Annotated in this window: 18 protein-coding genes and 1 tRNA gene; 16 read left to right on the forward strand and 3 right to left on the reverse strand. The window is 59.4% G+C overall.

Annotated elements, in window-relative coordinates; translation table 11 throughout:
- The first annotated feature begins 110 nt into the window (after positions 1-110).
- The 8 genes from ACUIAH_RS01880 to ACUIAH_RS01915 all read left to right on the forward strand — a co-directional run bounded on the left by ACUIAH_RS01880 (position 111) and on the right by ACUIAH_RS01915 (position 9,099).
- Positions 111-1,355, forward strand: coding sequence for an ROK family protein (locus ACUIAH_RS01880; RefSeq protein WP_445341224.1), 1,245 nt, complete (start codon positions 111-113; stop codon positions 1,353-1,355).
- A gap of 201 nt (positions 1,356-1,556) precedes the next feature.
- On the forward strand, positions 1,557-3,011 hold the full coding sequence (gene sufB / locus ACUIAH_RS01885) for a Fe-S cluster assembly protein SufB (RefSeq protein ID WP_445341522.1): 1,455 nt from the start codon (positions 1,557-1,559) through the stop codon (positions 3,009-3,011).
- Positions 3,011-4,237, forward strand: a complete 1,227-nt coding sequence (sufD, locus tag ACUIAH_RS01890) for a Fe-S cluster assembly protein SufD (protein ID WP_445341225.1) — start codon at positions 3,011-3,013, stop codon at positions 4,235-4,237. The genes sufB and sufD overlap by 1 nt, the downstream gene beginning before the upstream one ends.
- 1 nt (position 4,238) lies before the next feature.
- Positions 4,239-5,018 carry a Fe-S cluster assembly ATPase SufC gene (sufC, locus tag ACUIAH_RS01895; RefSeq protein WP_306220909.1) on the forward strand — a complete coding sequence of 260 codons (780 nt, stop codon included), beginning with the start codon at positions 4,239-4,241 and terminating at the stop codon, positions 5,016-5,018.
- Between the two features lie 21 nt (positions 5,019-5,039).
- Entirely contained in the window at positions 5,040-6,314 is a 1,275-nt protein-coding gene (locus ACUIAH_RS01900) for a SufS family cysteine desulfurase (RefSeq protein WP_445341226.1), read from the forward strand.
- A gap of 60 nt (positions 6,315-6,374) precedes the next feature.
- Positions 6,375-6,962 carry a Fe-S cluster assembly sulfur transfer protein SufU gene (gene sufU / locus ACUIAH_RS01905; protein ID WP_445341227.1) on the forward strand — a complete coding sequence of 196 codons (588 nt, stop codon included), beginning with the start codon at positions 6,375-6,377 and terminating at the stop codon, positions 6,960-6,962.
- Positions 6,959-7,681, forward strand: coding sequence for a metal-sulfur cluster assembly factor (locus ACUIAH_RS01910; protein ID WP_445341228.1), 723 nt, complete (start codon positions 6,959-6,961; stop codon positions 7,679-7,681). The genes sufU and ACUIAH_RS01910 overlap by 4 nt, the downstream gene beginning before the upstream one ends.
- Positions 7,682-7,782: 101 nt before the next feature.
- Positions 7,783-9,099, forward strand: coding sequence for a uracil-xanthine permease family protein (locus ACUIAH_RS01915; protein WP_445341229.1), 1,317 nt, complete (start codon positions 7,783-7,785; stop codon positions 9,097-9,099).
- A gap of 48 nt (positions 9,100-9,147) precedes the next feature.
- Here ACUIAH_RS01915 and ACUIAH_RS01920 read toward each other — a convergent pair whose 3' ends face one another.
- Positions 9,148-10,011: a TrmH family RNA methyltransferase gene (locus ACUIAH_RS01920; RefSeq protein WP_445341230.1), complete on the reverse strand. Its 864-nt coding sequence runs from the start codon at positions 10,009-10,011 to the stop codon at positions 9,148-9,150.
- 1,084 nt (positions 10,012-11,095) lie between these two features.
- On the opposite strand from ACUIAH_RS01920, the gene ACUIAH_RS01925 reads away from it, so the two are divergent.
- Together ACUIAH_RS01925 and ACUIAH_RS01930 are read left to right on the forward strand one after the other, a co-directional pair.
- A complete protein-coding gene (locus tag ACUIAH_RS01925) occupies positions 11,096-11,773 on the forward strand; it encodes a hypothetical protein (RefSeq protein WP_445341231.1) in 678 nt (225 codons plus the stop codon).
- A gap of 237 nt (positions 11,774-12,010) precedes the next feature.
- Positions 12,011-12,181 (forward strand): hypothetical protein, encoded by a 171-nt coding sequence (locus tag ACUIAH_RS01930; RefSeq protein WP_445341232.1) that lies wholly within the window; start codon positions 12,011-12,013, stop codon positions 12,179-12,181.
- Positions 12,182-13,457: 1,276 nt separating this feature from the next.
- On the opposite strand, the gene ACUIAH_RS01935 is transcribed toward ACUIAH_RS01930, so the two are convergent.
- A tRNA-Leu gene (locus ACUIAH_RS01935) sits at positions 13,458-13,546 on the reverse strand.
- Positions 13,547-13,664: 118 nt separating this feature from the next.
- Here ACUIAH_RS01935 and ACUIAH_RS01940 point away from each other — a divergent pair.
- From ACUIAH_RS01940 to era, 6 genes are all read left to right on the forward strand, one after another.
- Positions 13,665-14,465, forward strand: coding sequence for a 16S rRNA (uracil(1498)-N(3))-methyltransferase (locus ACUIAH_RS01940; protein WP_445341233.1), 801 nt, complete (start codon positions 13,665-13,667; stop codon positions 14,463-14,465).
- 71 nt (positions 14,466-14,536) lie between these two features.
- Complete coding sequence (locus ACUIAH_RS01945) at positions 14,537-14,884, forward strand: histidine triad nucleotide-binding protein (protein ID WP_024627960.1); 348 nt, start codon at positions 14,537-14,539, stop codon at positions 14,882-14,884.
- A gap of 40 nt (positions 14,885-14,924) precedes the next feature.
- The gene (locus ACUIAH_RS01950; RefSeq protein WP_445341234.1) at positions 14,925-16,124 is read left to right on the forward strand and encodes a PhoH family protein; all 1,200 of its coding nucleotides are present in this window, start codon (positions 14,925-14,927) and stop codon (positions 16,122-16,124) included.
- Complete coding sequence (ybeY, locus tag ACUIAH_RS01955) at positions 16,121-16,675, forward strand: rRNA maturation RNase YbeY (protein ID WP_101432424.1); 555 nt, start codon at positions 16,121-16,123, stop codon at positions 16,673-16,675. Before ACUIAH_RS01950 ends, ybeY begins: the two co-directional genes overlap by 4 nt.
- Positions 16,668-18,080: a hemolysin family protein gene (locus ACUIAH_RS01960; protein WP_313836740.1), complete on the forward strand. Its 1,413-nt coding sequence runs from the start codon at positions 16,668-16,670 to the stop codon at positions 18,078-18,080. Before ybeY ends, ACUIAH_RS01960 begins: the two co-directional genes overlap by 8 nt.
- The gene (gene era / locus ACUIAH_RS01965) at positions 18,077-19,030 is read left to right on the forward strand and encodes a GTPase Era (RefSeq protein ID WP_445341235.1); all 954 of its coding nucleotides are present in this window, start codon (positions 18,077-18,079) and stop codon (positions 19,028-19,030) included. Before ACUIAH_RS01960 ends, era begins: the two co-directional genes overlap by 4 nt.
- 6 nt (positions 19,031-19,036) lie before the next feature.
- Here the strand turns inward: era and ACUIAH_RS01970 are convergent, their stop codons facing one another.
- Positions 19,037-21,046: an AMP-dependent synthetase/ligase gene (locus ACUIAH_RS01970; RefSeq protein WP_445341236.1), complete on the reverse strand. Its 2,010-nt coding sequence runs from the start codon at positions 21,044-21,046 to the stop codon at positions 19,037-19,039.
- Positions 21,047-21,176: the final 130 nt, after the last annotated feature.

Below are 21,176 nucleotides of genomic sequence, written 5' to 3' on the forward strand. Positions count from 1 at the left end.
CTCCTGATTCGAACGTGTGAGACTCGGTCCGGTCAGTACCAAGTGCTTTCAGAGTAGGATGGCGATATACAGTCAACAACGACATATATATGTATAAAAAAGGTAGAAATATGTTAAAAAAGAGAGAGCAGACTATTTCCAAAGGTAATGACTTGCCTCCAATTCACCTATATCCCGCGCAACCATTGCCTTTGGAAGATCCAGACATCACACTCTCGGTAATTTGCAAACTGATTGCTTCCGGCCAAGCGGATAACAAGGCATCTTTAGGCAGATTAACTGGATTATCACGAACCACGGTGTCGTCTAGGGTCGAATATCTGGAAAGAAAGGGGATTGTCGCCTCTGAAGGTGTCATAGCAGCAAAACGAGGCAGGCCGGCCAGCAGGTTGGTGATTAGCGCCGACCTTGGGCTGCTGGCTATTGGGGACATCGGTGCCGAACATACCATCATTGCTATTGCTGATATGAATCTACGTTTGCTCGGTTACCGCAGAATGCACATCAAACTTAGCGAGCATGAACCCGACGAGTTGCTGGAGCAGGTTGGGTTGGATATGAAATCAATGGCTCAGGAGTTGCGGCCAGGTGCCCATCTGTGCCATTGCGCGCTCGCCTTCCCTGGCCGCATCGACAACAAAATTCGTCGATTTTTCCGTCCGCCAATCATGCCGGCCTGGGATATGTACAACGCTCAGAAGAAGATGAGTACCATCATGGGCTGTTCGGTCAGCTTAGACAACGATGTCAACGTCCGAGCACTGGGTGAGGCGGCGGTGTTGCCCGGAAACGAACGACCTATTGTCGCAGTAAAGATCGCCACCGGCATTGGTGCCGGCATTATCTGTGCTCGTGATCGAATCCTACACGGCTATGATGGCTCTGCTGGAGAAATAGGGCATACTTGCTTTGATCCGAACAATACACGCCCCTGTCGGTGTGGTATGACCGGCTGTCTGGAGGCCAACGCAGCAGTACCGGCTATTATCGAAGCATACAACTCCTGCGGACCGCAGCAGCGTATTGAGAGTGTGGAGGATCTTATCGATTGCTTGCGATCCGGTGATGCGATTGCCCATGAATTAGTTGTCGCAGCTGGCTCTTCCGTGGGCCAGGCAATAGCCTACGTGTGCAATATTCTTAATCCCCGACGCGTCATTGTCTCCGGGCTATTGGTTGACAGCTGCGATGAGCTGCTTACACAGATCCGTACCAGTGTTTACGGGCTCACTAGGCCGCTTGCATCCAGGAATTTGGTTGTCGAACGTAGCTCTATCGGCCCACTAGCGGGTGTGGTGGGCTGCATGGTTAAGGGCGTCTCGGAAACTCTCTCTCCCGAGGCTATGGCATGGTAAGGTTCTTTGCTGCCGCTGTCCCTTTGTCAAGAGGGTCGGCTGGATTCCTTAGAGAGCGTAAGCCCAGGTCTGGCGGTTTACTACTGTCCTGGTTATTCTGTAAAGGTGTGATCGGCCGCATATGGCGGCCGTGCGTGTGTTAGGAGGTCTCAGCTCGTGGACAGCACCTCGCAGCGGACAGACACATCGCGGGATGTGGAAATGAGCCAGTATGTGGCCGACCGCTTCCGCGTCAATGAAGAGAAAATCAAAAAAGACGACCAGATCATCTCCGAGTTCGGCGACTATACCTATGGCTGGCACGACTCCGACGATGCCGGGCGCAACGCCCACAAGGGCATCGATGAGGACGTGGTCCGGGCCATCTCGGCCGACAAGGGCGAGCCTGACTGGATGCTGCAGATGCGTCTCAAGGGCTATCGGGCCTTCATGGAGAAGCCCATGCCCAAGTGGGGCGTGGATTTGAGCGGGTTCGATGCCGACGACTTCAAGTACTATGTCAAGCCTTTGAAGGAGCAGGCCAAGGACTGGAAGGACCTGCCCGACGACATCCGCACCACCTATGACCGGCTGGGCATCCCCGAGGCCGAGAAGAAGCGGCTGGTCTCCGGCGTGGCCGCCCAGTATGAGTCCGAGGTCATTTACAACTCCATCCGCGACGATCTGCGCAAACAGGGGGTCATCTTTCTGGATACGGACACGGCCCTGAAAGAGTACCCGGACCTCTTCCGCAAGTACTTCGCCACGGTCATCCCTCCGGACGACAACAAGTTCGCCGCCCTGAACACGGCGGCCTGGTCGGGCGGCTCCTTCGTATACGTGCCCAAGGGCGTCCATGTGGACATCCCCCTGCAGGCCTACTTCCGCATCAACACGCCCAACATGGGCCAGTTCGAGCGCACGCTGATCATCGCCGACGAGGGCTCCTACGTCCATTACGTGGAGGGCTGCACGGCCCCCATCTACTCCACCGACTCCCTGCATGCGGCCAACGTTGAGATTGTGGTCGAGCCCCACGCCCGCGTGCGCTATACCACGGTCCAGAACTGGTCCAACAACGTTTACAACCTGGTCACCCAGCGTGCATATGTGCGCGAGGGCGGCACCATGGAGTGGGTTGACGGCAACATCGGGTCCAAGGCGACCATGAAGTACCCGGCCTGCATCCTGGCTGAGCCCTACGCCAAGGCCGAGACCCTCTCCCTGGGCTTCGCCGGCAAGGGCCAGTATCAGGACACGGGCGCCAAGATGATCCACCTGGCACCCCACACCTCCTCCACCATCGTCTCCAAGTCGATCTCCCGCAACGGGGGAAGGGCCGCATACCGGGGCCTGGTCAAGATCATCAAGGGAGCCGAGAAGTCCTCCTCCTCGGTGGTCTGCGACGCCCTGCTGGTGGACGACTACTCCCGCTCGGACACCTACCCGCACGTGGACGTCCGCGAGGACGACGTCTCCATGGCCCACGAGGCCACCGTCTCCAAGGTTTCCGAGGACCAGCTCTTCTACCTGATGAGCCGTGGCCTGGAGGAGAAGGAGGCCATGGGCATGATCGTGCGCGGGTTCGTAGAACCCATCTCCCGGCAGCTGCCCATGGAGTACGCGTTGGAGCTCAACCGCTTGGTCGAATTGCAGATGGAGGGTTCGGTAGGCTGATGTCACAAAACAGCGAAATAACCATTCCGCATGCGGATCCCAAGGATCCCTATGCTTTCCCGGCCACCATGCCGTCCAGCGCCGACAAGGAGCCCCGCTCCTTCAACCCTGACGACTTCCCCATGCCCACCCGCAAGCAGGATGACTGGCGGTTCACCCCCATCGACCGGATGGAGGAGTTCTTCACCGTCTTCCAGCCCAGCGGCCTGACCAAGGTCTCAGTCACCATGATCGACGGGTCTGAACCGCCGGCAGATCAGGTCAGCTTCAGCCAGGTTCCCATGGATCAGGCCCCCTGCGGCACCGTCCTCAAGCCCAGCGACCGAGCGGCCGCTGTGGAGTGGGCCAGCGGCAAGCAGGCGACTGTGGTCAACCTCAGGGGCACCCTGGATCAGCCTGTGCTGGTCCGTGTCAACGGCGGCGGCCCCGAACTGGATGCCTTCCACCTGGTCATCAAGGCCGAAGCGGGCACCAAGGCCGATCTGGTGGTCGAACACCAGGGCCAGGCACGTCTGGCCGAGGGGGTTGAAATCGACATCGGTGACAATTCGCAGATGTCGACCACCTTCATCCAGGAGTGGGACAAGGGCAGCAAGCATGTAGGCAACCACCGCATCCACCTGGGAGCCGAGGCCTCCCTGCGTCACTCGGTGGTCAGTCTGGGCGGTGATGTCGTGCGGCTGCGCATGGACCAGGACTTCGGCGGCGAGCAGGGCGACCTGAACATGCTGGGCATCTACTTCGTCGATCCCGGCCAGCACATGGAGCACCGGACCATGGTGGTGCACAACCATCCCAACTGCAAGTCCCGTGTGGTCTACAAGGGGGCCCTGGACGGAATAGGCGCACACACCACCTGGGTGGGCAACGCGCTCATTCAGCCCACCGCGCCTGGAACCGACTCCTACGAGCTCAACCGAAACCTGGTGCTCACCCCCGGGGCCATCGCCGACTCCGAGCCCAACCTGGAGATCGAGAATGGCGACATCATCGGGGCAGGCCATGCCAGTTCGGTCGGCCGCTTCGACGACGAGGAGCTCTTCTACCTGCAGTCCCGCGGCATCCCCGAGCAGGAGGCCCGCAAGCTGGTGGTTCGAGGCTTCTTCGGCGAACTGGTGGAGGAGATCGACGTCCCCAGCGTCTCCGGGCACCTGATGGGGGTCATCGACCGCAGGCTGGCGGCCGGCGAGGATCAAGAGATGCAGCACGTTTTGGAGGAGAACTGACATGTCCACATTGGAAATCAAGGATCTGCACGTCTCAGTGGAGACCAAGGAGGGTCGCAAGCAGATCCTCAAGGGGGCCACGCTGACCGTCAACTCCGGCGAGACCCACGCCATCATGGGGCCCAACGGGTCGGGCAAGTCCACCCTGGCCTACACATTGGCCGGCCATCCCAAGTATGAGGTGGATTCCGGCCAGGCCCTGCTGGATGGGAAGGATCTGCTCAAGATGACCCCGGACGAGCGGGCCAAGGCCGGGCTCTTCCTGGCCATGCAGTACCCGGTCGAGGTGCCGGGCGTGTCCATGACCAACTTCCTGCGTACTGCCAAGACCGAGGTCGACGGCAAGGCCCCGGCCATCCGCCAGTGGACCAAGGACCTGAACGATGCCATGAAGCGGCTGCGCATGGATTCCAAGTTCGCCCGGCGCTCGGTCAACGAGGGCTTCTCGGGAGGCGAGAAGAAGCGGGCCGAGGTTCTGCAGCTGGAGCTGCTCAAGCCCAAGTTCGCCATCCTGGACGAAACCGACTCCGGTCTGGACGTGGACGCCTTGCGGATCGTTTCCGAAGGAGTCAACAGGGCCAAGGAGAACACCGGCATGGGCGTGCTCATGGTCACCCACTACACCAGGATCCTCAAGTACATCAAGCCTGATATCGTCCATGTCTTCGCCGACGGCCGCTTTGTGAAGACCGGCGGCCCCGAGCTGGCCGACACTCTGGAGGAGACCGGGTACGACCAGTATCTGCCCGAGGGCGCCGACTCGGAATCAGCCCTGGCCTGAGGATAAGAGAAGAGGTCCGCAATGGTCATCGATGACAGCATTCGGCAGCAGTTTCCGATTCTGGACCAGCAGGTGCATGGCCACCCCTTGGTCTATCTGGATTCGGCCGCAACGGCTCAGAAGCCCCTGGCGGTCATCGATGCCGTTCGGGACTTCTACCTGAAGGACAACGCCGGGGTGCATCGGGGCGCGCACGAATTGGCCGCCCGCAGCACCATGGCCTTCGAGCATGCCCGCTCCCGCGTGGCCGCCCTGGTAGGCGCAGAAGGCCAGGAGGGCGGCGAGGAGATTGTCGTCACCGCCGGGGCCACAGCGGCTCTGAACCTGCTGGCCACCGCTTTCGGCAACGCCAGCCTGGGTCGTGGAGGCAAGGCGGCACGTCGATTCGCCCTGAAGCCGGGGGATGAAGTCGTGGTCAGCAAGGCCGAGCACCACTCGGTCCTCCTGCCCTTCCAGGAGCTCTGCTACCGGACCGGAGCAGTGCTCAAATACTTCGATCTGGATCCGGAGGGTCGTGTTCTGGCCGATACCGCTGACCAGGTCATCACCGAGCGGACCAAGGTGGTCGCCATTACCCACGTCAGCAATGTGACCGGCGCCATCACTGACATCAAGCCCATCGTCCGCCGTGCCCACCAGGTGGGTGCCTTGGTGGTGCTGGACGTTTGCCAATCGGTGCCTCACCTGCCTGTGGACCTGCATGCCATGGATGTGGACTTCGCTGCCTGGAGTGCTCACAAGATGTATGGCCCGACCGGCGTGGGCTTCCTCTACGGCCGCCGTGAGTTGCTGGAAGCCCTGCCTCCGGCTTCATTCGGCGGATCCATGGTGGAGCTGGCCTATCTGGACCGCCCAGCCAGCTATATGGATCCTCCGGCCCGGTTCGAGGCCGGCACCCAGCCGGTGGCCCAGATGATCGGCGCTGGCGTAGCTGCCGATTGGCTGATGGATCTGGGCATGGAGAACGTGGCCGAACACGAGAAGGCCATCACTGCAGGTCTGCTGAGGCTGGGGGAGTTGGACGGGGTACGCATCCTGGGGCCGACCACTCCCGAGGACCGGATCGGCACGGTCGCCTTCGACGTTCAAGGGGTCCATCCCCATGACGTAGGCCAGTATGTGGATTCGCGCGGCATTGCCATCCGCGTAGGACACCACTGCGCTCAGCCGGTCCATCGGCACTTTGGCCTGATGGCCTCCAACCGGGCTTCGACCGGCGTGTACAACACTGTGGCCGACACGGATGCCCTGCTGGATGCCGTCGCCGGGGTTCGCAAGTTTTTCCGGGTGGTCTGAGGGTCTTCACCGGCAGCGCATAGACGGATTTGGCAAAGACATACTGGTAGGTTTGAGGACATGGCGGATTTCGGGATGGATGACGAAGAACTGGAGCAGATGTACCAGGAGGTGATCCTGGACGCAGCCCGGGATCCTCACGGGCGTGTAGGGGATCAGGCTGATGGGGGAGAAGACCCTGATGGCGACGGCGTGACCATCAGAGTGGAGCACGAGGCCTGCCTGGCTGCCGAGTCCCACCAGTTCAATCCCACCTGCGGGGATCAGGCCACCATTCATGTGGAGGTGGCGCCCGGCGAGCAGGGCGGTCCCGACCTCATCCAGCGGATCGTCTGGCAGGGTTCGGGTTGTTCAATCAGCCAAGCCAGCCTGTCCATCATGGTGGATCTGGTCCAGGGGCAGACCGTTGACCATGCCATGGATCTGGCTGCAGACTTCCGCCAGCTTATGGAATCGCGCGGAGCCGGAATCGAGGACGAGAAGAAGCAGGACGCTCTCGGTGATGCCATGGTCTTCCAGGGCGTGTCCAAGTATCCTATGCGAATCAAGTGCGCCCTGCTGGGCTGGGAGGGCATGAAGGCCTCGGTGGCCCAGGCCCTGTCGGCTGGGCGAGAGGGCGACAAAGGTGAGAAGGAGGAGCAGGCATGAGCGGCAATACGAATCTGGTACCCGAGCCCCAGGACTCCATCCTGGCCTCGGTGGGCAGGGCCATCAGCGATCCCGGCACGGCACAGGCCTTGGCCAGCAATCCCCTGGGCGCGGAAACGGTGCTGAAGTCGGCCGAAGGTGGTTCCATGCGTCAGGTCGATGGCCAGGCTGACAAGAAGTCCGATTCGGCTAAGTCCGACGATCAGCCTGCCGACCAAGATGCCCCTGGCGCTTCCGCTGAAAGTTCAGCGGCGGTTCAGGGTTCGAATGATGAATCTTCGACTAGTGCCTCGGCCGCCAATGGTGGGAAGACCGCGGACCAGAATGCCGCTGATGCTGAGGCCGCCGCTGAGGAGGCCATCCCTCTCAAGGCCGTCGACGACATCGGCCGGGCCACTGCTGAGGATGTCAGGGAGGCCCTGCACCAGGTCATCGATCCCGAGCTGGGCATTGACGTGGTCGATCTGGGATTGGTCTATGGCATCGAAATCGATGAACTGGGACGGGCCATCATCACCATGACCCTGACCACGCCGGCCTGCCCGCTGACCGACTTGATCGAGGACCAATGCGCCAGCGTCTTGGCGGGCCTGGTCGAGGAGTTCCGCATCGACTGGACCTGGTCGCCGCGTTGGACCCTGGACATGATCACTCCTGAGGGTCGTGAGCAGCTGGCCGCCATCGGCTTCAACTTCGAAAACATGCCCACCTATCAGTAAGGGTATCCGCCCGGTAGACCGACCCGGGTCCTCCCATGCGAATATACTGATGTTTCCGGTCCGCCGTGACCGGCACGGCGCATGAGAGAAAGCACAGTGAAATGGCATTGTCCATGGGCTGGAAACTGCACGGCGACGGGAAAACATTGGCTCCGGGCGAGGTTGTGGAACCCGACGAGCGACTCACATGGCCACGTACGGCTGGCATCGGTGCCCAGCATGTCATCGCCATGTTCGGCTCCACTTTCCTGGTTCCCATTCTGACCGGATTCGATCCCTCAACCACCCTCTTCTTCACGGCCATGTCCACGGCCCTCTTCCTGCTGATCAACCGCAACCGTCTGCCATCCTACCTGGGCAGCTCCTTCGGTTTCATCGCTCCCGTCCTGGCTGTGACCACAGCCCACAAGGGTCTGGCTGTTGCCTCCTTCGGGATCATGGTCACCGGCGCCCTGCTCTTCTTGATCGGCTTGATCGTCCACTTCGCCGGTTCACGATGGATCGATATGATCATGCCCCCGGTGGTCAACGGTGCCATCGTAGCCATCATCGGCTTCAACCTGGCCCCCTCGGCCTGGAAGAACTTCAAGTCCGCCCCGCTGACCGCACTGGTCACCCTGGTGGCCGTCATGCTGATAGCCGTGCTCTTCAAGGGCTTGATCGGCCGACTCAACATTCTTCTGGGAGTCATCGTCGGCTACATCTTCGCGGTCACCCAGGGTCAGGTCGACTTTGCGGCTGTGGAGAAGGCCGCCTGGTTCGGTCTGCCTCACTTCCACACCCCCCAAGCCGATCCCTCCGTTTTGGCCATGTTCATCCCCGTGGTGCTGGTCCTTGTGGCCGAAAACATCGGTCACGTAAAGTCGGTAGCGCTCATGACCGGCCGCGATTATGATGACCAGATCGGCACCGCGCTGATGGCCGATGGTCTGGGCACCACGCTGGCCGGGCTTGGCGGAGGCTCGGGCACCACCACCTACGCCGAGAACATCGGCGTCATGGCCGCCACCAAGGTCTACTCCACGGCCGCCTACTGGTGTGCCGCCATCTTCGCCTTCCTGCTCTCCCTCTGCCCCAAGTTCGGAGCCATCATCAACACCATCCCCACCGGCGTTCTAGGCGGGGTCACCACCATGCTCTACGGCATGATCGGCATGCTGGGCATCCGCATCTGGGTGGAGAACAAGGTGGACTTCGGCAAGTCCGTCAACATGACCCTGGGCGCCGTCGTCATGATCGTGGGCATCGCGGACTTCACCTTCGCTGTGGCCGGGGTCAGCTTCAACGGTATCGCCATCGGCTCTGTGGCTACGCTGGTCATGTACCACGGTCTCAAGGCCATCGGCCGCTGGCGGGGGACTATCGATCCCGACGACTACATTCATGAGGATTCGCAGGCTGTCTCCCAGCAGAGCTGATTGTGTCAGGGTTGTCTGACTCTCCCTTAGTCAGATAGCAAGGCTTAGCTAGCATGCTGGGGGTCTGGTTGCGTAGAAGGCCACGGCGCTGGATGCGGCCACGTTCAGGCTGTCCACGTCGTGGCTCATGGGGATGCGCACGGTCAAGTCCGCCCGGGCAATGGTCCTGTGGCTCAATCCGTCGCCTTCGGTTCCGAATATCAGGGCCAGGCGATCGATTTGGTCGGGCCCGGGTCCTAGACGTTCGGTCAGTTCATCCAGGCTGATGGCGTTCCGGTTCAGGGCCATGGCGGCTGTAGTGAAGCCCAGATCGTGCAGCTGCTTCATGCCCTGGTCGGGCCAGGCGTGAACATCGTCGCCGCCGATTCTTGTCCAAGGAACCTGAAAGACCGTGCCCATGGAGACCCGTGCGGCCCTGCGATACAGGGGATCGGAGCAGGATGGGGTGACCAGGACTGCATCCACCTGCAGGGCTGCCGCCGAACGCATCAGGGCGCCGATGTTGGTGTGATCAACAATGTTTTCCATGACGGCTATTCGCCTTGCTGAGCGGCAGATCTGCTCCACAGTGGGCAAAGGCCAGCGTCGCATGGCAGCCAGCGCTCCTCGATGAAGCCGGTAGCCAGTGATGGTCTTGAGCTGTGCGGGGCTGGCTACATAGACGGGAATGTCGGGCCCAAAGGCTGCGTCCACCTGGTCGAACATGGAACGCATTCCCTCCAGCCAGGGCTCTTCCACCAGGAAGGAGATGGGCTCAACCCCGGCATCCAGGGCGCGGGCGATGACCTTGGGGGACTCGGCGATGAACAGGCCCTTGGCGGGTTCCAGACGATTGCGCAGCTGAGGCTCGGTCAGCCTGGTGTAGGCCTCGATTCTGTCATCATCTATGGAGTCGATGTTCACCCTGAGCACGCCTGCCGCTCCTCCCTCTTGTTCTGACAACAGCATAGGCGGCGCAACCGAAAACCAAGCGTGAGTGATTTCCAATTCGATCTCTGGGCTTGAAAATTACACAGAAAGATTAGGAACGGCAGAAGAACATGAATTACTTCTTCCTCAAGGCCCTCCGTACTTGGTCGCTTATACATGCCTCCTGTAGTGTTTGTAATGCAGTCGGTTCAGCCACGTTATTCACAACCACGTCCTCTGCGATTAGACGTCACTCGTCACAACTGGCGCATCCTAGAAGTGCACAGTTATGGTAAGGGAGCGGATGGTGGTCCTATATCTGGTCGAGGAACGTATCGACCTCGTCACGGTTGTAACCCTGACACGGGGAACATGGCTTCTGAACGGTAGAGTCCTAATGTGCGTCGGATCAATAAATTATCGCTTCTAGGTTTCAGTCTTGCTCATGTATGACCTGTATTTCATTCTGCGGTTGATACCTGCGAACCTGTGCGGGGTCGTAGCGGACCGATTCGCCGAGTTCGAAATACTCATGCAGGTTGTTCCCGGGAGCGACACCAGACCAGTGCGTTACATTCAGTTCCAGGTACGAGGACATCTCAAGCGCTGCCTAGAGGTGTGCATTGTACGCTGCTCTATAGCAAGGGCCTACAACCCATATACTGTACCAGTGTCCCTTTCTCTGAATGTACGGGCAGGTGGACGGGCTCAATACAGCCGCGGTGCAAGTCGGCAAGCAGCGATACAACACTGCTACGGTATCGCCTACGAAAGCCATAGGAATAGCCGATCAAGTATGATATAAACTGGGTCGCATCCTTGTCTCAGACCTTTTTTCAGAACATGGCTCTTGCGTCGGCGAATGGATTGTCCAGACACCAGAATGGTGCGTTTGTCAATCAGGTGTAGTATATTTATTGAAATTGAATTTTCCCATGTCTCCAGTCGTTTGCCTTCAGTTGCAATTGGGTCCTTGCTTTATGAAAGGTGATGATAGGGGGCGAGGAGAAAGTTCACCCCGACGTTTTCACATGACGGAGTGCTAAGCCATATGTCGGGTATGGCTTTCATCAAAGGATAAGAATCAATGAACGCTGCTGAATACTTATTGGATTTTTTTGAAACTGAATGGGCAACAAGAGCAGAGGTATCCGGGTATCGGTTTGCAGATATTGTTGCTGCCGTGCAAGAAGTAATTGATTTTGTAGATTCGCTGAAAGAGCTTGGTGAAGATACAGCACTCTACGACGATTGCATGTCTCGTATCAAAAAGTCTGCTCTCAAACCTTTCGGAGGGTATGAGTTGGATTGGTCGGCGTCCAGGGGATCAAAAACTCAGGATGAATTACTCTCCGGTGATCTTCTGGGTCTAAAGGTTTTAAGCGATCGTATGGAGGAATCATCTTTGCGATTTACTGAAACACAAAGAGAGACGATCGCCGATTTGATTAAACAGGCCAGAAAGATCCTAGGCGAAGTGAGTGATGATTTGCCTACCGGCTTGGCGCTGTATATCAACCGTCTAATGCACGAGACGGAAATTGCTTTAGATGAATATTCAATAACTGGTGATTTTGTCTTGGAGAAAGCTTTCACCCGATTACGAGAGTCTTTGAATATAGCAATTGAGAAAACCTCCGGAAAGAAGAAGGACAAGTGGAACGGTGTGCGTAAGATATTCCGGGATCTGGCGATAGGTTTCATAGTCGAGACCCCCAGTCTCTTGATGACTGCAGCGCAGGTTTTTCCGCCGATAGGATCCTGACGGCTGTCAAGAACTTTTACTGTTCTATTGGCTAAGTCGTTAAGAGGCTTTCTGACAGAACTTCGTTCATTATTTGTTCGTGAAAGTCTTTCGATATCTCTATTTTGAGACAGACCAAAAGGTCCAATTGTTTTCGCAAGTTTTTAGTAACCCCTTATTCATTTTCTTCCATTAGAGTCCTTTCGTCTGTGCTGTGCATGATACTGAGAATATCTACCAAAAGAAGGGAAGCGGGATATGCAGAAAGAACCTTGGGATGCCGCAAAGGATGCTCAGAACGCTGCACAAAGGAAGGATATACAGCAGTGTCTGATTGAATTATCGACCGCTGTGGAGGGGATTGCGGAGTATCAATGGTACATCAATCATTATTTGAAGGAAATCACGAGGAACATGAATATTAGTTGATTCGTTCTTATTAGTTAATTGTGCCGTGAGTTTGCGATACATCGTTTTAAGGTGGAATGAGACTGCGAGGCATGAAATTTTTCAAACTCTTCAATAGTTGTGGGTTGATCATGCGTGTGTAATAATCCAATTCCTCGCGGATAAATGGCCTTATTTTGTAAATAGGATCAGTCTGAACAGTCTTTGGACCATGAGGGTTCATATCTGCCTTTAGCACATCGCGGAAACTGAAAGGGTTTTGATCCGTTATCGTCACCCCGGTAGACCTGATCGTGATCAAGAAGGCTGTGTGTATTCGCGACTAAATCAGAGTCACCACAATTCTCCGTTTATTCTACTACGCTCTAACAATTCTACACACACACATGGTATATTCTTTATACTACGTGGTTCGGACTTTTCCTATGTGGCATAATTCTCCTTTTCCATATATTGAATGTGTTGCTTTTCTTGATTGCGAGCGGCGAGGATTGGGTTTGTGCTTTTGTGTGGAAAGCTGATTGCATGGGCCGTTCTTGATTTGTTAATCACCAGTCTATGCCGCCATTGCTGCTGTGTGGATTGATGTGAATACTAGGCTTGTGGTGCGTAATAGGAGTGAAGCCAGCCCGCTTCTCATGTTAGTGTAAAGAATTCGACGGCCGTGCACCCACGTCAATAGTGGCCGGTCTCTCCCGATACTTTGTGAGAAAGCTGGTGAAGCCTGTTAGGTTTTCGACCTATTAAACATCGGGGATAAGACGAGGGTGAATCAGGGATTGTCAGCCGGTATATTGTGAAGGTTGGCAGGTCAGCCACTCAGATAGTGTCCAAGGTTGTGGGAACTCCCAAGATGGGGGAGAGGTGCGGTGTGTTATATTTCTCTAAGTCTCGACGACCATATTAAGACTCTCATCGTAGGTATATCGAGGATGGGCTATTGTTCACCGGAAGCCTTAAATATGGTTAAATGTGCCATGTCAGCTCTCCGACAAAGGGCGACAACTGTTTTTCCACTGTCTCGGATGCCTTCGGGATACCTAGGGACGTCGGTTCATGACCTGCGTCATACGGCAGTGAACCCGGTAGCAGGCAGCGGAGCCGATGTCAAGGTAATGCAACCTCAGTTCGTGTACGCTTCTGCGGCCCATCATCTAGGACGTTTATGCGTACATATTTGATGCCATAGGGAGGGTCATCAACCACACTTTCGTGAAGAACGTACCGGCACAATTCTGGAAGGCGAAGTAGTAGGATGATGCTCTTTCACTATAGAGGCTTTAATTTGGATAAAAAGTGTCCGGAACGGGAGTTGAACCCGTACGCCTGTATATATATAGGCACTAGCACCTCAAGCTAGCGCGTCTACCATTCCGCCACCCGGACAGGTGCGTAATCGCAACGGAGATAATCATAGCATCTCAGGCGGCATTGCGCACTGGGCGATTGGGGGAGCGTGTCGTCATGAGGGGCGCTTTTCGGCTGCGGGCTGTAGCCTAACACCATGACTGCACCCCTCTTCCTGCTGGATCCCGACCACGATGATTCCCCACTGGCCAGCGATGAGCTCCATACCGGCTGGCGCCTGACCCTGCCCGAGCGCATCCGTCGCCATGCTCTGGGCTCTATGAGGCTAAAGAACGGGGACCAGCTGGAACTTTCAGACGGAGAGGGACTGCGCATCAGCGCCCAGGTCAGGGATGCTTCGACTGGCCTGGTGGAGGTCACCGCTGTAGGGCGGCAGGCACCTCCCAAGAATGAATTGATTCTGGTCCAGGCCTTGGCCAAGGGCGGCAGGGATGAGCAGGCTATTGATATGGCCACCCAGATAGGAGTCGATCAAGTCCTGCCCTGGCAGGCTAATCGGTCCATAGCCAAATGGCGGCCGGGCCGCAACGACCGGCACTGGCAGGCCGCCTTGGATGCAGCCACCGAGCAGAGCCGGAGGGCCTACCGTCCTCGGCTGCTGAGCAAGGTGGACAGCCATGGTCTGGCCGCCTGGTGCCGGAAGGCGACCGATCAGGGAAGCCTGGTCCTGGTACTGCACCAGGATGCCGACCTTGGCTTGGATGCGGTTCGCAAGCGCGTAGACAAGCTGCCAGAGAACTCGTCGATCGCCGTGGTTGTGGGCCCAGAGGGCGGGATTGCCGATCAGGAGGTCCAGATCATGATGAGGGAGGGGGCCTTAGCGGTTCGGTTGGGGGGCAACATCCTACGGGCTGCCCTGGCCGGACCAGTGGCCTTGACCCTGCTGTCGGACATGCTGGGTCGTTGGCAGTCGGAAGTCCCTGAGCCCAGCGCATGAAGTCGCGCACAATATACAACCTCGACAATAAGATGGAAAACAGCAATGTCGGCAATGAATAAGGAGTGGTCATGAGCGATGACGATCGGCAGGAGGACTGCATTTTCTGCAGAATCGTGGCAGGGGAGGTCCCCAGCGAAAAGGTCTATGAGGATGAGACCGTCTACGCTTTCAAGGATGCCAACCCCAAGGCCGCCGTCCATGTCCTGATCGTCCCGCGGCATCACTACGCGTCCGTGGCCGAATTGGCCAAGGCCGACCCTGACACCCTGGCCCACATCGTCCAGGTGGCGCAGCAGATCGCCGACCAGGACTTCCACGGAGCCTACCGACTGATCTTCAACACGGGGGAGGATGCCGGCCAATCGGTCTTCCATGTCCACGCCCACGTCCTGACCGGACAGGTGCTGCCCGAGTGAGGCCCATGTCCACCATCGTCATCGTGCAGGAAGGGAATCCGTGGCGGTAACTACGCGAACCCTGGAGATTCCGGAGGGGATCGACCCGGTTCAGGTACTGGGGCCGGAGGATGCAGTCATCGACAGGATCGAGCGCGCTTTCCCGGCAGTGTCCATCCTGGTTCGGGGCAACCAGATCATGTTGCGGGCCCGGGACCGGCAGGGCGACGTTCAGGCGGCCCAGATCCGGGACCTACTGACCGAACTCATGCAGACCGCCGATCAGGTCCCTGTGGATGCCGATCAGGTGGGGCGAATACTGGATCACCGCCGTCTGGGGACCGCCGATGCAAACGATTACTCCCGTCCAGAAGACCAGAAAATTATAGGCAGCAATACGGCAGACCAAACCTATGTAAGTCACGAATCTCAGGATCGCAATACGACAAGCGATACTTTTGTGGATAATGCTCCTGCAGACCGCAATTATCATGAGACAGCTGTTGCAGACTCGGAGGGAGATAACGCCCTGGAAGGCATTGACCAACCCCGCCAGGCAGCCCCTGCCGTAGTTCGTCGCCGCCCCCTGACCCAGGCCTCCAAGGGCCCGATCAGGCCCAAGACCGCTGGCCAGTCCGCCTACGTGGCCGCCATTGAAACGCATACCATCACCTTCGGCATCGGACCGGCCGGCACCGGCAAGACCTATCTGGCAGTGGCCAAGGCGGTTCAGGAATTCCGGGCCGGACGCATCGGGCGCATCATTCTGACCAGGCCTGCCGTGGAGGCGGGGGAGAGCTTGGGCTTTCTGCCCGGCACCCTTAATGAGAAGGTGGACCCATACCTGCGGCCCCTCTACGATGCCCTGGCCGACATGCTGGGTACCTCGCGGCTCCACCGCCTTCTGGCAGATGAGACCATTGAGGTGGCCCCGTTGGCCTACATGCGCGGACGAACCCTGAACGATGCCTTCGTCATCCTGGATGAGGCGCAGAACACCACCGGCAGGCAGATGAAGATGTTCCTGACCCGCCTGGGCTTCAACACCAAGATGGTCATCACCGGCGACGTCACCCAGGTGGATCTGGGCGGGCCTGCATCTGGTCTGGCCACCATCGAACAGGTGCTGCACGGCATCGACGACATCGCCTTCGTGCACCTGCAGGCCGCCGACGTGGTGCGCAATCGGCTGGTCGGGCAGATTGTCCGGGCCTACGACCGTGCCGATCAAGCCCGCAGCCGGAGACGGGAGCAGGCATGAGCGTGGAAGTGACCAACGAGACCCAGTGGCTGATCGATGCCAAGACCTTCTCCGACCTGGGAGTATGGGTGCTGGACCAGATGCGGGTGAGCACCCAGTCCGACATGACCATCATCTTCAACGACCCCGAGCCCATGGCGGTGCTGCACGAGCGCTGGATGAACCTGGCCGGCCCAACCGATGTCATGAGCTTCCCCATGGACGAGCTGCGCCCCGGCGACGAGAACCATCGGCAGGAGGGCATCCTGGGCGACATTGTCATCTGCCCTTGGGTGGCGGCACAGCAGGCCCTGGCAGCCGGTCATTCCACCATGGAGGAGATGCTGCTGCTGGCCATCCACGGCACCCTGCATCTGCTGGGTTACGACCACACCAGCAGGGAGCAGGAGGAGCAGATGTTCGGTCTGCAACGCCAGCTGCTGCTGACCTTTCTGGCCCTGAGGCAGGGGCCCATTGCGGAGGCCGGGCTGCCGGCCGGGGCCACCAACGCTCTGGAGATCTATGAGCGGTATGGCCGTGGTGCCCACCGGAGAGGCAGATCCCATGAGTGACCGGGCCATAGTCGCCCTGGTGGTCATGGCTCTGGCCGCCATCGCTCTGGTCGTGCTCTCCCTGGCTCTGGCCGAGGCCCAGGGGGCGCTCAACAGGGTGACCCGATCCAGTCTCAACAATCTGATTTTGGGCCTGCAGACCGACCAGGAGCTCAGCCAGTTCTCCAGGATGAAGCGGATCGACCGCATTCATCGGGCCCAGAGTCTGATCTCCCAGCGTCAGGTGACGGGCAGCGCTTGCGCCTACGTACGCATCATCTGCGACATCCTGGTCGGTGTCCTGGTGGCCTGCATGGCTGCCCTTGGCGGTCTGCCCCTCTGGGAGCAACTGCTGTGCGGAGTGGTCATGGCCGTCCTGGTGGCCGCCATCTCCGTCACCCTGGGTCCTCATGGACGTTCCCGCCAGCCCATGGAGGCACTGCTCAAGCATGTTCGCCTGGTCGGGCTGGCTGTTCTTCTGACGCCTTTCAAGCGTCGGCGGCAGGCCGAAGCCCGCTCCCGCAAAAACCACCGCGGCGACCTTTCCGACGACGAGGAGCTGGAGAAGATCCAGATCGAGCAGGGTCGAGCCATGGTCGACCAACTGGTGGAGGCCGGCGCCTTCGATCCCGAGATCTCCGAGATGCTGAAGAACGTGTTGACCCTGTCGACCACGCTGACGCGCGAGATCATGGTTCCCCGCACCGACATGATCTGCATCTCCAAGGATGCCAGCCTGGATTCGGCCCTGAAGCTCTTCTCCCGGTCGGGATTCTCCCGCATTCCCGCTATAGGGGACGACGTGGATGACCTGGTCGGCATCGTCTACTTGAAGGACGTGGTCCGCGCCCTGGCCTTCAACCGCAAGGGCGACAGATCAGTCGCCTCCATCATTCGCCGGCCGGTTCTGGTACCTGAATCCAAGCCGGTGGACGACCTCTTCCACTACATGCAGCGCTCCCGACACCACCTGGCCGTGGTCGTGGACGAGTACGGGGGCATCGCCGGTCTGGTCACCATAGAGGATGCCATTGAGCAGATCGTGGGCGAGCTGGAGGACGAGCACGACCGGGTCCAGCACGATGAGCCCAAACAGATCGGCCCGCACACCTGGCAACTGCCGGTCCGCACGCCCATCACCGACCTGGAGGAGCTCTACGAGATCACCATCGACGAGGACGATGTGGACACAGTCTATGGCCTGCTGACCAAGCTGCTTGGTTCAGTGCCCGTCTCGGGCGCATCGGCGGTGACACGCGGAATCAGGCTGACCGCAGGCGAGGCGGTCGGCCGCCGCAAGAAGATCGCCACCATCGTGGTCGAGCCAGCCAACGGATCAAGCATCGCCCTGGAGGACGGTGCAGAACAAGAAGAAGAACAGGCCGACGGGGATCAACCCGAGCAGGACAGTCAGGAGAATTCATGACCAAGGAAGAACAGAGCGATGCCCAGGCGCCGGCCCACCGATCGGGGTTCGTGGCAGTAGTGGGCCGACCCAATGTGGGCAAGTCCACCCTTATGAACGCCCTGGTTGGCCGACCCATCGCCATAGCTTCCTCCCGGCCGGAGACCACCCGCAAGGCTATCCGGGGGATCATGACCCGTCCCGAGGCCCAGGTGGTCCTGGTGGATACACCGGGCATCCACCGTCCGCGCACCCTGTTGGGCCAGCGGCTCAACGACGTTGTGGAGGCCTCCCTGTCCGATGTGGATGCCATTGCATTCCTGCTGCCTGCCGACCAGGCCATTGGCCCCGGCGATCGCCGCATTCTGAGCCGGCTGCGGTCCGATTTTGCCCGGAAGGACAAGGACGGCAAGTGGATCTGGCGAAAGCCTTTGATTGCCGTGGTGACCAAGATTGACCAGCTGAGCAAGGGTCAATTGGTGGACAAGCTCCTGGAGATAGGCGCCTTCGCCGACTTCTCCCAGATTGTTCCGGTCAGCGCCTTGGAAGCTGACAACGTGGACGAGGTGGCCCAGGTGTTGATGGATGCCATGCCCGAGGGCCCTCAGCTCTACCCTGACGACCAGCTGACCGAGGAACGTCCCGAGGACATGATCGCCGAACTGGTCCGCGGAGCCTACCTGGAGGAGCTCAACGACGAGTTGCCCCACTCCCTGGCCGTCCGCGTGGAGTCCATCGATCCGGATCCTCAGGGCGGGCGCGACACTGTTCACATCGGCATTTATGTAGAGCGCGACTCCCAGAAGCCCATCGTCATTGGACGGGGGGCCGAGCACCTGGTGCGGGTGAAAAAGAAGCTGCGCACCGCCGTCAACCGGACCATGGGTCGCAAGGTCCGGCTGGATCTGCATGTCAAGGTGGCCCGCAACTGGCAGACCGACCCCAAGCAGCTGGAGCGCCTGGGGTTCTGATCCTACTCAGCGGCGCGGTGCCGGGGTGCGCTTGGCTGTGTACATCCGGGTGTTCAGAAGGTCGGCGTAGCGCTCGATGACCTTGGGCCGGATCACCTTCATGGATGGCGTCATCAGCCCGTTGTCCTGGGTGAACTCCTCGGGCAGGATGATGAACTTGCGCACTGACTCGGCCCGGGAGACGCCCTCGTTGGCCCGGTCCACATACTCCTGGACCTCGGCCCGGACCACGGCGTTCTGGGCCGCCTCCTGCAGGGACATGTTGCGATCCAGCCCCTTGGAGGCCAGCCAGGGCCGCAGGGTGGACTCGTTCAGGGTGACCAAGGCCGAGATGAAGGGACGCTTGTCGCCCAGAACCAGGGCCTGGGAGACGATCTCGGAGCGCTCGATGACCTCCTCGATGGGCCTGGGGGAGACGTTCTTGCCGCCAGCTGTGATGATCAGATCCTTCTTTCGCCCGGTCAGGAAGAGGAACCCGTCGCGGGAGAGCCGGCCCAGGTCGCCTGTGGCGTACCAGCCGTCCTCGGTGAAGGATGCACGAGTGGCCTCCTCATTCTTGTGGTAGCGGTGGAATACGCAGACGCCCTTGATTTGCACCTCGCCGTCCGAGGCGATGCGGATGGTGAATCCCGGGAAGGGGATGCCCACTGAGCCCCGGTGGTAGGGGGTGCCCAGGGGGTTGAAGGCGCAGGGTGCGGTGGTCTCGGTCAGGCCGTAGCCCTCATAGACCGGAACATTGGCGCCACGGAAGAACCCCAACAGTTCAGGATCCAGGGGAGCGCCTCCGGAGACGATCCACTTGGCCCGTCCGCCTAGGACCTGGCGCAGGGAAGCGTAGACCAGCGGGTCATAGATGGCTCGCCGCAGGGCGCTGCGCTTGGTCGGCCAGCCCTTGCGGGAGATGTCCTCCATGTAGGTGCGTGCCGCCCGGGCCGCCCCGTTGAAGATCCTGCCCTTGATGCCATGCCCGGCCTTCTGGGATGCGGCGTTGTAGACCTTCTCGAAGACCCTGGGCACGCCGATGATGACCGTGGGCTTGGACTCCTGCAGGTCGGACAGCAGGGTGGCCAGCCCGGAGGAGATGTACACCTGCATGGTCCCGTAGACGACCCCGTAGCTGATGGCCCGGGCGAATGTGTGGGCCTGGGGCAGGAAGAGCAGGATGGATCCATCCGGGTCGTGGGTCAGATTGGGGATGAAGGCGTTCAGGTTCCTGGCCAGCTGGCAGTAATGCTCATGGGTCATCTCCACGCCCTTGGGCGCCGCTGTGGAACCGGAGGTGTAGACGATGGAGCAGAGGTCGGTCTTGCGGATGGAGTTGATCCGCTCGTCGAGTTCGGCGTCGCTGACCGACTCCCCGTAGGCCTGCAGCTCCTGCAGGGCTCCGGACTCCAGGCAGGCGATCCGCTCCAGGGTGGGGCAGTCCTTATCGGCCCCCTCGGCCTTGGCGCGCATCTCGGTGGTCTGCACCACCAGCAGCCTGGCGTCGGAGTTGTTGACGATGAATCGGATCTGTTCGGCCGAATCGGTGTCGTAGATGGTGGCGATGATCCCGCCGATGGACAGGACCGCGGCATCCACGATGTCCCACTCATAGCTGGTCCTGCACATGAAGGCCACGGCATCGCCCTTCTTCAGCCCGTAGTGCATGAAGCCCTTGGCGGTGGTCCTGATGTCGTGCAGGATCTCTCGGCCGGTCCGGTAGGTCCAGCTGCCGTTTTCCACAAAGTGCAGGACCGGCTGGTCGGGGGTCCGGCGGGCCCGATCAGCGTATATGTCATAGACGGTCATGTCGTCAGGCACCGGTCCCATGCCGGCGGTGGTGGCCGAGAGCAGTCCCGAGGCCGGATCCATGCGCGTGGTGGTGGCGTAGTCAGCTGACCAGAAATGCGTATTGGGCAGGGCGAGGGCTTCCTGGGCGGCACCTGACGGATCCGCGGCCTGTTCGCCAGTCGGTCCCTCCCCATGACCCACCTGGTGTGCCACAAAAGATTTGACCGATGCTAGTAACGACACGTTGTCTCCTTCAATAATCGCGGGATACGTCCAGAATAGCCGCCTACTTGGAGAAGGGAGGGCCCGGTGCTAAAGTAGGCACGTTGCTTTGGCGAGGGAGGCTTCATGGCCTCCGTTATCGACTCGGCTG

The organism is Bifidobacterium sp. ESL0820 (assembly GCF_052606235.1).

What these genes read in the sequence shown, in the direction of transcription:
- ACUIAH_RS01900 (WP_445341226.1), top strand. Translation starts at nt 5,040, where the DNA reads ATGGTCATCGATGACAGCATTCGGCAGCAGTTTCCGATTCTGGACCAG.
- sufU (WP_445341227.1), top strand. Translation starts at nt 6,375, where the DNA reads ATGGCGGATTTCGGGATGGATGACGAAGAACTGGAGCAGATGTACCAG.
- sufB (WP_445341522.1), top strand. Translation starts at nt 1,557, where the DNA reads ATGAGCCAGTATGTGGCCGACCGCTTCCGCGTCAATGAAGAGAAAATC.
- ACUIAH_RS01925 (WP_445341231.1), top strand. Translation starts at nt 11,096, where the DNA reads ATGAACGCTGCTGAATACTTATTGGATTTTTTTGAAACTGAATGGGCA.
- ACUIAH_RS01915 (WP_445341229.1), top strand. Translation starts at nt 7,783, where the DNA reads ATGGCATTGTCCATGGGCTGGAAACTGCACGGCGACGGGAAAACATTG.
- ACUIAH_RS01945 (WP_024627960.1), top strand. Translation starts at nt 14,537, where the DNA reads ATGAGCGATGACGATCGGCAGGAGGACTGCATTTTCTGCAGAATCGTG.
- era (WP_445341235.1), top strand. Translation starts at nt 18,077, where the DNA reads ATGACCAAGGAAGAACAGAGCGATGCCCAGGCGCCGGCCCACCGATCG.
- ybeY (WP_101432424.1), top strand. Translation starts at nt 16,121, where the DNA reads ATGAGCGTGGAAGTGACCAACGAGACCCAGTGGCTGATCGATGCCAAG.
- sufD (WP_445341225.1), top strand. Translation starts at nt 3,011, where the DNA reads ATGTCACAAAACAGCGAAATAACCATTCCGCATGCGGATCCCAAGGAT.
- ACUIAH_RS01940 (WP_445341233.1), top strand. Translation starts at nt 13,665, where the DNA reads ATGACTGCACCCCTCTTCCTGCTGGATCCCGACCACGATGATTCCCCA.
- ACUIAH_RS01930 (WP_445341232.1), top strand. Translation starts at nt 12,011, where the DNA reads ATGCAGAAAGAACCTTGGGATGCCGCAAAGGATGCTCAGAACGCTGCA.
- ACUIAH_RS01910 (WP_445341228.1), top strand. Translation starts at nt 6,959, where the DNA reads ATGAGCGGCAATACGAATCTGGTACCCGAGCCCCAGGACTCCATCCTG.
- ACUIAH_RS01880 (WP_445341224.1), top strand. Translation starts at nt 111, where the DNA reads ATGTTAAAAAAGAGAGAGCAGACTATTTCCAAAGGTAATGACTTGCCT.
- sufC (WP_306220909.1), top strand. Translation starts at nt 4,239, where the DNA reads ATGTCCACATTGGAAATCAAGGATCTGCACGTCTCAGTGGAGACCAAG.
- ACUIAH_RS01960 (WP_313836740.1), top strand. Translation starts at nt 16,668, where the DNA reads ATGAGTGACCGGGCCATAGTCGCCCTGGTGGTCATGGCTCTGGCCGCC.